At 69.5% G+C, this 12,803-nt stretch carries 8 protein-coding genes and 1 pseudogene; all 9 read left to right on the top strand.

What is annotated here, in order from left to right; translation table 11 throughout:
* Positions 1 to 188: 188 nt before the first annotated feature.
* Entirely contained in the window at positions 189 to 1,589 is a 1,401-nt protein-coding gene (locus ACWD2L_RS38745) for a sugar porter family MFS transporter (protein ID WP_351341749.1), read from the top strand.
* Between the two features lie 146 nt (positions 1,590 to 1,735).
* Positions 1,736 to 3,454, top strand: a complete 1,719-nt coding sequence (locus ACWD2L_RS38750; RefSeq protein ID WP_351341746.1) for a class I mannose-6-phosphate isomerase — start codon at positions 1,736 to 1,738, stop codon at positions 3,452 to 3,454.
* A complete protein-coding gene (locus ACWD2L_RS38755) occupies positions 3,451 to 4,374 on the top strand; it encodes an ROK family protein (RefSeq protein ID WP_351341743.1) in 924 nt (307 codons plus the stop codon). The genes ACWD2L_RS38750 and ACWD2L_RS38755 overlap by 4 nt, the downstream gene beginning before the upstream one ends.
* 105 nt (positions 4,375 to 4,479) lie before the next feature.
* Positions 4,480 to 5,463 carry a LacI family DNA-binding transcriptional regulator gene (locus ACWD2L_RS38760; RefSeq protein WP_351341780.1) on the top strand — a complete coding sequence of 328 codons (984 nt, stop codon included), beginning with the start codon at positions 4,480 to 4,482 and terminating at the stop codon, positions 5,461 to 5,463.
* Between the two features lie 342 nt (positions 5,464 to 5,805).
* Positions 5,806 to 7,092 (top strand): ABC transporter substrate-binding protein, encoded by a 1,287-nt coding sequence (locus tag ACWD2L_RS38765; RefSeq protein ID WP_351341740.1) that lies wholly within the window; start codon positions 5,806 to 5,808, stop codon positions 7,090 to 7,092.
* On the top strand, positions 7,089 to 8,048 hold the full coding sequence (locus tag ACWD2L_RS38770) for a carbohydrate ABC transporter permease (RefSeq protein WP_351341737.1): 960 nt from the start codon (positions 7,089 to 7,091) through the stop codon (positions 8,046 to 8,048). Before ACWD2L_RS38765 ends, ACWD2L_RS38770 begins: the two co-directional genes overlap by 4 nt.
* 2 nt (positions 8,049 to 8,050) lie before the next feature.
* Entirely contained in the window at positions 8,051 to 8,866 is an 816-nt protein-coding gene (locus tag ACWD2L_RS38775; protein ID WP_351341778.1) for a carbohydrate ABC transporter permease, read from the top strand.
* A gap of 92 nt (positions 8,867 to 8,958) precedes the next feature.
* Positions 8,959 to 12,462 carry a glycoside hydrolase family 38 N-terminal domain-containing protein gene (locus ACWD2L_RS38780; protein ID WP_351341735.1) on the top strand — a complete coding sequence of 1,168 codons (3,504 nt, stop codon included), beginning with the start codon at positions 8,959 to 8,961 and terminating at the stop codon, positions 12,460 to 12,462.
* A gap of 229 nt (positions 12,463 to 12,691) precedes the next feature.
* A pseudogene (locus ACWD2L_RS38785) lies at positions 12,692 to 12,803 on the top strand (IS5/IS1182 family transposase); the annotation flags it as partial.

A 12,803-nucleotide genomic window follows, 5' to 3' on the forward strand; every position in this document is an offset into this window, starting at 1 on the left:
GACCGACAGGCCGCGAAACCGCTCTTCGGGCCCCAACTACGGCTTGGTCAGGGCGATTGTGTATCCAGAGGGTGAGCCGGATGCCTGGCCCCGCGAGTGCGTATTCCAGCTTCCGCACACCCGTTGACGCCCTGGCGACGCGCCGCTAATTTCCGTGTGAACGTTAACTCACGATCCGGAGGCCCTTCGTGTCCCAGGAAGCGATACCCGGCTCGAAAGATGTGGACAGGCCCTCCGGGGCGTCCAGGTCCGCCACCAAGAGGATCTACTTCTTCGGTGCCCTCGGTGGCCTGCTCTTCGGCTACGACACCGGGGTCATCGCAGGCGCCCTGCTCTACATCCGGGACGAGTTGGGGCTGACCCCGCTGGCGGAGGGGTTTGTCGTCAGTTCCCTCCTGGTGGGGGCGATGGCCGGGGCGACCGCCGCGGGGCGGCTCGCCGACACCCTCGGCCGGCGCCGCGTCGGCATGGCCGCATCGGTCGCCTTCGGCGTGGGCGCGCTGGCCGCGGGCCTGGCGCCCAACACCGTGCTGCTGATCGCCGCCCGTGTCCTGCTGGGCCTCGGGGTGGGAGCGGCCTCCGTCGTCGTCCCCCTCTATCTGTCGGAGATGGCCACCACGCGCAGTCGCGGCGCGGTGTCGTCCCTCAACCAGTTGATGATCACCGTGGGCATATTCGTGGCCTACGTGACCAACTCCCTGCTGGCGCCGGCCGAGGCGTGGCGCTGGATGCTCGGCCTCGCGGTGGTGCCCTCGATCGTGATGCTGGCGGGTCTGATCGTGATGCCGGAGACGCCGCGCTGGCTGCTGCGCAAGGGACGGGAGGAGGAAGCCCGCGCGGTGCTCACGCGCACGCGGGGCGCGAGCGAGGTCGAGGCCGAACTCGCCGAGATCCGGCAGGTGGAGGTCGCTTCCCAGGAACGGGCGGGTCTGCGTGAGGTCTTCGCGCCCTGGCTGCGCCCGGCACTCGTGGTCGGCATCGGGCTCGCCGTGCTCAACCAGGTCGTCGGAATCAACACGATCATCTACTACGCGCCCACGACGCTGACCAATGTCGGGTTCAGTGACTCCGCCGCGGTCTACGCCAACACCGGGATCGGCGCGGTCAACATGGTGATGACGCTGGTGGCCATCTGGCTCATCGACAAGGTGGGCAGGAAGCGGCTGCTGCTGACCGGGGCGGTGTGCATGTGCGCCAGCCTGGCCGTGCTGGCGGCGACTTCGCTTCTCCTGCCGGAGCCGGAGGGCCTTGGTCTGGTCGGCGTGGTCACGCTGGTCTGTCTCGCCGCGTTCATCGTCAGCTTCTCCGCCTCGTGGGGCGCCGTGTGCTGGGTGGTGATCAGCGAGGTGTTCCCGGTGCACGTGCGGGGCGCCGCGGTCGGCTTCTGCACGATGCTGCTGTGGGCGGCCAACTTCGTCGTGTCGCTCGCCTTCCCGGTCCTGCTCAGCGCCGTGGGCATCGGCTGGCTGTTCCTCGGGTTCGCGGTGATCTGTGGCTTCGCCCATGTGTTCACGGCGCGCTGCGTCGTGGAGACCAAGGGGCGCAGCCTGGAGGACATCGAGCTCGCCCTGCGCGCCCGGTCGGCCTGATTCCCGCGCCGATGGACGTGCGGCCCGGCGCGGATCGACGCCACCCGCAGGCGGCCCCCGGATCGCCCCTTGTACCGCCTTGACCGGCGCCGCACCCCGCGCCCTACAGTTAACGATAACAATCAGCTTCGACCCCGGAGAGTTCCGTGACCCGCTCCTATCAGCACAATCCCCGCTACCCGGCTGTCGACGGAACGGTCGCAAGCGGATGGGAGGCCGCTGTCCGGACCCTGCCCACCGGGCCCGCCATACTGGCTCTCGACGGCCCGGCCGCGCTCGACTGGAGCGCCGTACAGGAGCATCTGGACGGCGCACTCACCGCCCTCGGCACTCCCGTCCGGTTCCTGGACCTGCGTGGGTTCGAGGCCGACTGGGACACCGTCCTGGAGCGCACCGGCGACGGACCGGACGCGGATCCCCACTACTTGCCCCTCGCCCGCGCCTCCATCGCCGGGATGTACACCACGCTGCCCCGGACCGAGGCCCCGGACCAGGGGCTGCTGATCGTCCTCGGCCCTGGCGCCGCGCTCGTCCGGCACGACCTGCTCTGGTTCGCCGACCTGCCCAAGCGCTACGCCGAAGCGGCCGTCGCCGTCGGCGACCCGGCCCTCGGCGTCAATCTCGGCCGGCACGGCGCCCCAGGTGACCTGCGCCGCCTCTTCTATGCGGACTGGCCCATGCTCGACGCCCACCGCGACGCCCATGCCGCCGACATCGACCGCTGGCTCGATCTGCAGAACATCCAGAGTCCGGCCTCGATCGACGGCAGCACACTGCGCGCCACCCTCGCCCACCTGGCCGGCGGCCCGGTCCGCACCCGCCCCTGGTTCAACTCCACCCTCTGGGGAGGGCAGTGGGCCTCGACCGAACTCGGCTTCACGCCGCAGAACGGCAACACCGCACTCGGCTACGAACTGATCGCACCCGAGGCCGGCGTCCTGGTGGGCGACGGGCCCGATGCCGAGGTGGAACTGCCCTTCCAACTGCTCTGCGTCCTGCATCCCCGGGAATTCCTCGGCGCGGCGGTGCATGAGGAGTTCGGCACGTCCTTCCCGATCCGCTTCGACTATCTCGACACGGTCGGGGGAGGCAATCTCTCGGTCCATCTGCACCCGCGCGAGGAGTACATGCGCGAACAGTTCGGCTGGACGTACACCCAGCACGAGACCTACTACCTCACGGCCACGGATGCGGCGAACCCCCGCGTCCACCTCGGACTGCAGCAGGACGCCGACATCGACCTGATGCGCAAGCAGGTGCTCGCCGCCGTCGAGGACGGCGAGGAGATGAACGTCGAACGGTTCATCCAGAGCCATCCCGCCGAGGAGGGCCGGCTCTATCTGATTCCCGCGGGGACGCCGCACGCCTCAGGCGCGGGCAATCTCGTCCTGGAGATCAGTGCCACACCGTACTTGTACTCCCTGCGCTTCTACGACTGGCTCCGCAAGACCGCGACGGGGGCGCCCCGCCCCCTGCCCTACGAGCATGCGTTCGCCAATCTCGACAGCACGCGCCAGGGCGAGGCGGTGCGCCGCGATCTCATCCAGGAACCGCGCGTCCTGCGCGAGGGGCCCGACTGGCGCGAGGAGCTCCTCGGCGCGCTGCCGGAGATGTTCTACGAAGTGCGCCGCGTGGTGCTGGAGCCGTCAGGCCAGGGCGCTGCCATGGACACCGCGGGCCGGTTCCACATCCTCAACGTCTCCTCCGGTGACGGCATCGTGATCGAGTGGGGCGACGGCCGTACGCACGACCTCGCCTTCGCCGAGACGCTGACGGTTCCCGCCGGAGTCGGCTCCTACCGGTTGCGCCCTCTGGGCGTGCGGCCTGTGCACGTCGTCACTTCGCTGGTCAGGGAGCACCGTTGAGGCAACCGGTGCTGGAGATCGGCGGCACGCATGTCACCGCCGCCATGGTGGACCTGTCGGCGGGGGCCGTCCGCGGAGACCCCGTCCGGCAGTCGTTGTCCCCGCAGGGCTCTGCCGGGGACATCCTCGGCTCCGTCGTGCAGGCCGCTTCCCGTCTCGGGGCACCGCCGTCCGCGGCCTGGGGCGTGGCCGTGCCCGGACCCTTCGACTACGAGACCGGCGTAGCGCTGTTCGAAGGGGTCGGAAAGTTCGAGGCGTTGTACGGCACGGATGTCGGCGCCGCCCTGCGCGCGCGCATCCGCCCGACACCCGCCACGCTCCGGTTCATCAACGACGCCGACGCCTTCGGACTGGGCGAGTACGCCTGCGGGGCCGCTGCCGGACACACACGCGCCATATGCCTGACGCTCGGCAGCGGTGTGGGCTCCGCCTTCCTGGCGGACGGCGTGCCGGTCAATGAGGGGCCGCGGGTACCGCCGGAAGGCAGTGCCCACCGACTCACCTTCGACGGGCGCCCGTTGGAGGAAACGGTCTCACGCCGCGCGATCCGCGCCGCCTACGCCCGAGCCGCGGACGGCCATCAGGGCGGCGTACCCGACGTACGGGGCATCGCCTCCCGCGCACGTGCCGGAGACGCCGTCGCCGACAGCGTGCTCGATCACGCCTTCCGTGCTTTGGGTGTCGCCACGGCCCCCTGGGTGACCCGCTTCGCGGCCACCGTGCTTGTCGTCGGCGGGTCCATCGCAGGATCCTGGGATCTCATTGCAGCGCCCCTGCGCGACGGACTGGCGGACGGCGGAGCGCCGGGGCTGCGCGTCGCACCTGCCCGCCTGCCCGATACGGCCTCACTCCTGGGCGCTGCACGGTGGGCGGCATCCCGGGCCTCGCACGGGGAGGAGAGCCAAGGCGTCCGCCTATGATGGAGGACCCGCGCAGACGGCGAGCGGCTGCCGGTGCCCGAAGGGAGCAGCAACGCAGTGTCCGGGTCCGAAACCGTCGCAGAGCCGCCTCGCCCCACCCCCACGATGCGAGACGTCGCAGCACGCGTCGGAGTCAGCGCCATGACCGTCTCGCGGGTATTGAAGGGGAACGAGGGAGTCGGTGAATCGACTCGTCGACGCGTTCTCGAAGCAGTGACCGACCTGGGCTACCGGCGCAACGAGACGGCGCGCAATCTGCGCCTCGGTCGGCACAGCGGTCTGATCGGACTCGTCGTCACCAACCTCGCCAACCCCTTCTACGCTCAACTCGCCCTCGGCGCCGAGGAAGTGGTGCAGGCATACGGTCTTCGGCTGGTTCTCGGCAACACCGCCGAGCAGCTCGCACAGGAGAAGCACCTTGTCCAGGACCTCGTCTCCCGGCAGGTGAACGGTCTGATCGTTGTCCCGGCCGGTTCCGACCAACGGCACCTCGCCCCCGGAGTGTTGGATGGCACGCCGCTCGTCCTGGCCTCCCGCCCATCCGCCGGTATCGAGGCGGACACCGTGCTCGTCGATGACTTCGGTGGTGCACGAGCCGCCACCGCCCGGCTCGTGGAGGACGGCCACGAGAAGGTCGGGTTCCTCGGTAACCCTCCCACCCTCTTCACCGGTGCCGAGCGCTTCCGCGGCTGGTGGTCCGCGCTGGAAGAAGCCGGGCTCCAGCCGCGTGAGGAGTGGGTGCGGCGGGGCCCGTACGACGTTGTCACGGCCGAGGCGGCCGCGCGGGACTTGCTCGACCGGGCGGGCGCGCCCTCCGCGTTGTTCTGTGCCAACAACCGCCTGACCCTCGGCGCCTGCCGTGCGGTGCGCGGTCTCGGAACCGCCGCGGCCATCGCCGGCTTCGACGATGTGGAATCCGCCGACCTGCTGAGTGTCCCGCTCACCCTGGCCTCCTACGATCCCGCCGAGATCGGGCGCCGTGCGGCCCAGCTGCTCATGGACCGCTTGGAGGCCGGATCCGGGACGCAGCCGACCGGGCCGCCGCGCAGGACGGTCATCCCCACCCTGCTGGCCACGTACGGCCGGTGAGACCGCACGGCGATCGGGCGTGGCCGGCAGGCTCGACGTCTCGACGCACCGGCGACTGTGCCGTGGGTTAACGATACCAACCGTCGGATTGGGCGCGACCATCCTGCGTGATTCGCGCGTGACCCACCCTGAACTGGCCTTACTTGAGGGTCTGGAATTGAATCCAGGATGAACCTTGTGGACCTTGCGTGGTGTCGTTAACGTTCATGACACGCGCCGGTGCCGGCCACCGCGCCAGTCCCCTGTCCGGGGCGCCCTCGCCCCGTACAGGGATGCGGTCTTCGTCCGTCACGCTCCGGCGAAAGGGCACCGATGAAAACCTTTGGTACGGCAGGGAGAGGCATGCGGCCGAGCCTTCCACGCCGCCGCTTCCTCGCCGGTCTCGGCGCAGGAGTCTCCGGCCTCGCGCTCGGCGGCTGCGCGCGTGGCAGCAGTACGGCCGCGATCGCGGGCACAGCGAGCTTCGGGAACGACAACGGGAGCTGGGACGAGGGCTATGCCCTGGCCTCCAAGGCGCTGCGGCCGCTGACCGGCTACTCGCTGCGCCCGCTGTCCGTCCCGGAGGCGACCGCCTACAAACTGGTCACCCAGATGACGCTGCAGACCTCACGCGCGTCGGACATGATCAAGTGGGGCTCCGGCTACGAACTCAAGCAGCTGGCGCGCGGGGGACAACTCACCGACTTGTCGGGCCTGTGGGACGCCTACCTGGACAAGGGATGGATCCGCGACTCCCAGCGCGGCACGATGCAGTACCGCGGCGCGGTCTACGGGATCCCGCTCTACGAGTCGTACTACGTCGTCTTCTACAGCCGTCCGGTCTTCGCCAGGCTCGGACTGCACGCGCCGGGCAGCTGGGAGGAGCTGCTGCACTGCGCCACCGTCCTCAAACGCCAAGGCATCACACCGTTCGTGTCCACCCAGGCCGGCGGCTGGCCCGCCTACGAATGGTTCCAGGAGCTCATCAGCAAGGTCGATCCCGACTTCTACACCGCACTGGCCGAGGGGAAGGCCCGCTACACCGATGAGCCTGCGCGCCGGGCGATGGACATCTGGCACGACTTCATACGCAAGGGGTGGATGACCCCGCCCGATTACGACCAGGGAAACGGCGCCGCCGGACTCCGAGACGGCCGCGTGGGCATGTTCCTGCACGCGACATGGCACACGAAGAACCTGAGCGGTGCCGACATGCGACCCCACAAGGACTACGACGCCTTCATCCTGCCCACCGTGGCGAAGTCCACGAAGAAGTCGGTGATCACGGAGAGCAGCGCGCTCGCCGTGCCGCGCCGTGCCACCACCCACGAGGCCGGCATGGCGAGCGCCGGAGCCTGGCTGCACCCGAACGTGCAGCGGGCATGGACCGATTACCTCCAGGACGGCTCGGCGAACCCCGTCGTCCGGTCCAGCAACCCTGTCGTGGCCGGTCTCAGGCAGAACATCACGAAGGACCGGCGGGCACGTCTCGTCCGCTACAGCGAGGCCAGTCCGCCCAGCCTCATCCAGGGCAACATCGAGGATCTCTCGGCCTTCCTGACCGGGCAGATGTCGCCCACGGCGACGCTGCGCAGCATGGCGGAACGCGCGGACGAGGAATGGCACACGTGGAAGCGGGACGAGGCATGAGGACCAGCACCGCACCACCCGCCGCCGACGCCGGACAGGACCGGCCGACCGCCCCAAGCCGCCCCGAGCCACACCCTGTTGCGCCCCGGCCCCGTGCGACGCCACGTGACCGACTCGCCGTCGGCGCCTTCCTGACCCCCGCGGTCGTTCTGGTCGGGGTGGTGCTGCTCGCGCCCTTCGTGACCACGATCTACCGAAGCTTCTTCAACGACCACCGCCACTCCGCCTTCGCCGGTCTGGACAACTACCGGCTCTTCTTCACGGACGACGCGCTGCTGCGGTCCGCGGAGAACACGCTGCTATGGGTGGCGGGGACCGTGGTGCTGCCCTTCGCACTCGGGCTGCTCATCGCCTGCCTCACCGACGCCACCCGCTGGTCACGCTTCGCCCGGTTGTGCATGATCACGCCCTACGCGCTGTCCGGCGCCGCCGTGGCGGTGGTGTGGAACTTCGTCCTGAGCACTGACGGTGCGCTCAATCAGATGCTGTCAGCGGTCGGCCTGGGCTCCCTCAGCCACAGCTGGCTGCTCGACTGGCCGGGCAACACCCTGGTCATCATCTGCGTCAACGCCTGGCAGGCCACCGGCGTAGCCGTCATCCTGATCCTCGTCGGACTGCAGGGAATCCCGCCCGAGACACTGGAAGCAGCTGCCCTGGACGGCGCAAGTCCCTGGCAGCGCTTCCGCTTTGTCGTGCTGCCCCAGCTCCGTCCGGTATCGATCATCGTGATCGGCATGAGCCTGGCCAACGGACTCAAGTCCTTCGACCTTCTCTGGGTGCTGACCCGGGGCGGCCCCGGGCGTGCCACAGAGACGCTGGCCGTCTCCATGTACCAGGAGACCTTCCTGCTGCAGAGGGCCGGCGCCGGCTCGGCGATCGCGGTCATCCTCACCGTGATCGTCCTCGCGGCGTCCTGGCTGTACCTCCGGCGCCAGCTCGGCGAGAAAGGCGCGTGACGATGCATCTCGGCAGAGTTCTGCGGAACACCACTCTGATCCTGCTGTCCCTGTTGTGGGCCGTCCCCTCCTGGCTGCTCGTGGTCAACGCCCTCGTTCCCGCGCAGCAGTACACCGGCACACCCCACTGGTTGCCGGACAGCTTCGGGCTCCTCGACAACTTCGCACGAGCATGGAGCCAGGCAGACCTGGGGCCCGCCATGGGCAACAGCCTGCTGTACGCCGTCGTGGGCTCCCTCGTCGCGGTGGTCATCGCCACCGGCGCCGCGTTCGCCGTGGTGATCATGCCCGTGCGGCGCCGGGTTCTGTGGTTCTGGCTGATCTACTCGGGCACTCTGCTGCCGCTCCAGGTCTTCCTGCGCCCGCTGTTCCTCTCCTACGCGAGCGTCGACCTGTACGACACGCAGATCGGCATGTTGCTGGTGTACGCCACCATCTCCATCCCGTTCTCGTTCTTCCTCATGCGCAACTACGCCACCACCGTGCCCCGAGAGGTCGTCGAGGCCGCACGGATGGACGGCGCCTCGTGGTGGCGGCTGTTCCGGCAGATCCACGTGCCGCTGTCGAAGTCGGCGATGGTGGCCGCGTTCTCCTTCCAGTTCGTCGCCATCTGGAACGACCTCCTCTTCGGCATCACCTTCAGCACCAGCGACAACATCCGGCCCGTCATCGCCGCACTCTCCGAACTCCAGGGCAACTACTCCGACGTCGGGCCCCCCGTGGTCCTCGCGGGCGCCATCCTCGTCTCGCTCCCCACGCTCCTTCTCTTCTTCCTGGCCCAGCGCTTCTTCGTCAACAACCTCAAGCTCACGAGCTGACCCGCGGTTCGACCCACGGCGCACCGGATGCCGTCGACCCGCCGTACCCGCCCGCGGCCGCACTGCCGCCCGGCCTCCAGAGGAACCCCCGCATGACCTCCGACCGCCCGCTGTGGACAGCGACCCCCGCCCCCGTCACCGGCTCCTGGCCGGTTATGGACGGCACGCCCACCCTGCACGTCGACCTCGACCGCCCCGACGCCGTGTGGCCCGAGGTGCACCCCGGCATCCACGACGCCGACGGCGGCCACCAGGCGCACCGAATCGTGGCGTCCTTCACCCTCGACCACGCCGAGAACGCCGTCCTGCACCTCGCCTACGCCGCGGAGCGCGGCCCCTGCCCCGACCTCGAAGTCGTCCTGGACGGCACCCGCCACTCGCTCCACCACCTTGCCGTCGAGCGTGCCGACCGCTCCCGCACCGGCGACCCGGGCCCCACCTCCGGGCACGGCACGCTCCGTGTACCCCTGCCCGCGGCATGGCTCACCCCCGGGCGACACGAGCTGACCATCACCACTGTCCTGGACGAACCCGCGGCCACCGGAGCACCCCGCGCCAAGGACGGGGCCCCCGCCCACCACCCCGGCGAGGAACTGCCCCACGCACGGCCCCAGTACGGGAAGTGGTTCGGCTCCTATCTGCGGTGGAACGCCGTCCGGCTGGAGACCGCCGGCACCCCGCCGGGCCCCGCTCCGTCATGGTCCCTGCGGACCACGTCCCTCTACCTGCACGGTGACCCGCAGCCCGTTCCGCTGGTCGAGCTCACCGCCCACATTCCCGCGGGAGCCGCCCTTCCCGGTGACTTGTCCCTTCATTACGCGGACCGGGTCGTGCCCGTTCCAGAAGCTCCGGAGCGGGACTTCGGCATGGTCCGCTGGCGACTGCCCGCACCCGGCTTCGACGCACCGGGCGAATTCGCCCTGCACGTGGGTGACGCCCGCGTGCACCGTGCCGACCTGACCCCGGCCCGCCGCTGGACCGTGCACCTGATCCCGCACGTGCACCTCGATCTCGGCTTCACCGACACCCAGCCGAAGGCGCTCGAACTGCACTGCCGCAACATCGACAAGGCCCTGGACCGACACGCCAAGGACCCTGCGTTCCGCTACAGCGTGGACGGATCTCTCGTGGTCCGGGAGTACATGAACACACGCTCACCACAGCGACGCGCCCGCCTGCTAGAGGCGATCGCCGCCGGAGTGATCGGCGTCAACTCCTTCCACAGCAACCTGCTCACGGGCATCGCCGGCCTGGAGGAACTGCGTCGCGCCCTCGACTTCGGCACCTCACTCCCCGCCGGGCCCGGCACCGTTCCCCGATACGCCAACATCACCGACGTACCCACCTGGACGGGAGTACTTCCCACGGTGCTCCGGATGGCAGGCGTGGACGCCTTCGTGGGCATGTCCAACCACCACAGGGCCGCCACCGTCGGCAGCGACGAAGTACACCTGGCCTCGCCGGTGCGCTGGCAGGCCCCCGATGGCAGCGAAGTCCTGGCCCACTTCGCCGACCACTACTCACAGCTGCGGTTCATCGCCGCCGACCCGCAGTCCGTCGCCGGCGCGGTGAACGGCCTGGAGCGCTATCTCGAACGTTACGAGCGTCCGGACTATCTGCCGACCAATCTCGCAGTCATCGGTACCCACGCCGACAACGAGGACCTCGGTGACGGCGACGCCGGATTCGCGGATCGGTGGAACGAGGCTTTCGCCTACCCCCGGGTGCAAGTCTCCACGTTCGGGGACTACTTGAGCTCCGTCGCACCACTGCATGACCGTCTGCCGCTGCACACGGCGGAAGGCGGAAGCTTCTGGGAGGACGGGCCCGCCGCCTCCGCCGCGGACGCCGCCGCCTACCGGCGGGCTCAAGCCATGCTGCCCGTGGCCGAGAACCTGGGCGTCGTCTCCCACCTGATGGACGAGCGCTACCGCCCGAACCAGCCTGCCCTGAACCGGGCTTGGGACGGGCTGATCACCGGGGGAGAGCACACCTGGAACTGGGCCCGTGCCGTGTCCCACCCGCACGCACCACAGATCGAGGACCAACTCCACTGGAAACGCCGTGCCATTGACGACGCGGCGCGGATCTCCCTCGACGAGAGCCGCCGCGTACTCGGTCAGCTGGCCGAGACCCTCGGCCTGGACGGCCCCTGCCTCCTGGTCCACAACCCGCACCCCTGGCCGGCGTCACTGACCGTCGAGGTCGACCTGCCGCAGGGGAGTACGCCCCTGGACGCGGCAGGCCGACCGGTGCCCCTTGAGGTGCTGAGCGACTGCGCCGGCATGCTCCGAGTCCGGCTGATCCTTGAGGAAATGGAGGCCTTCGGCTACCGCTCCTTCCCCCTGAGCGACCGCAGTGACACCGTCCCCGCGGGGGAGCAGTTCCCGACGGCCGCGCGCAAGGCCCCGTCGCACCCCGCCGATGAACGGACCCCGGTGGGAACCGTCGTCGCAGCCGGGGAAACAGCGAGCAGCGGTGTGTGGGAGTTCGGCCTCCGGGACGGCGACGGGCTCCTTGTCAGCCTGCGTCACCTGCCGACCGGCCGCGAACTCCTCGACCCCCAGGCCCCCTTCGCGCTCGGGGAGTTGATACAGCTGACCGCCGCTGAGGCCGAGAGCAGCGGCGCCCACGACCGAACCATGATTAAACAACTCGATTCGCGGCTCCACCCCGGCACACCCACCCCACTCACCGAAGAGCGCCCCGTGATGCGGCTGCTCGGCGCGCGCCGCACTCCGGACGGCACCCGGCTGCGCTGGGCCGGAGAAGGCGCGGGCCTCGACGACATCACCGTGGAACTGTTGCTCCGCGATGCTCACGACCACTGCGAGCTGACCGTCGAAGCGACGAAACTGCCGGTACTCGACATGGAGTCGGTGTCCATCGCCTTCCCGTTCCTGGTCGACACGCCGACGGTGCGCTACGACAGGCAGCTGGGCTGGGTGGAACCACGCGCCGATCACGGTCCGGGCTCTTCCAACGAGTGGCTGTCCGCCACCTCCGCCGTGACCGTCACGGCACACGACGGGCCCGGCGTGATCTGGGCGGCCCCCGACAGCGCTCTGTTCTCCTCCTCGGACCTGGTCCGCGGAGTCTGGCCCGAGCGCTTCTCGGAGAAGAACGGATACCTCTACGCCTACGTGATGAACAACTTCTGGCCGTGCAACACACCGCCGACACAGCCCGGCCGAGTCCGCTTCCGCTATGTCTTCACCGCCGTCGACCGCCACGCACCCGAAGCGGCGTCCCGGTTCGGCGCCCAGGCCCGGATCGGCGCCCTGGCCCATGAGGTGACCCCGCTGGACCGATTCACAGGGGCCCGGCACCCTCGATTTACCGAGGGAGCGCTGCTGGATCTGGGAGACGTGCCCGACTGCAGGGTTTCCCTGACCGGCGACGAAGACCGACTCGTCCTTCGGATCGCCAACCTGCGCGCTGAGGAGAACCACGACATCGCCCTCCGCGTTCCGGACGGATTCCGTTCAGTGGAAACCGAAGCGGCGACCTTGTCCGCGGACGGCACGATCAAGCCCCGCCTGGGAGGCTTCGGCGCCAGGGAACTGCTCCTGCAACGCGACGAGCCTTCCCGGTGAACGTCCGTCCCGATTCGCGAAGCGGGAGATCAGGGCCCTCTTCTAGGAGCGCCGACGGGTCCCGGCGTACAGCCCGACTCGTTGGCCTCTACGGGCCCTGACCTGGGGGTGTTCCGACGGGGTTCCCGCGATTTTGTGCGTGCGTGCGTGCGTGCGCACGCGGGGCGGGACGGGGCAATGGCTCGGCTGCGGTGCCGTGGGCATTCACAGCTGTGCGTGCCGATAGTTACGTCCATGCGCCAAGATCCGATGTGTCGGCGAACAGGCCATGGCCGTCCTCAAGGGCTGGCGACTGCTCCGCAAGCTGCGCTGCAGCACCAACCGGATCACCGACGTCGTCA

The sequence above is a fragment of the Streptomyces sp. NPDC002754 genome (assembly GCF_053592315.1).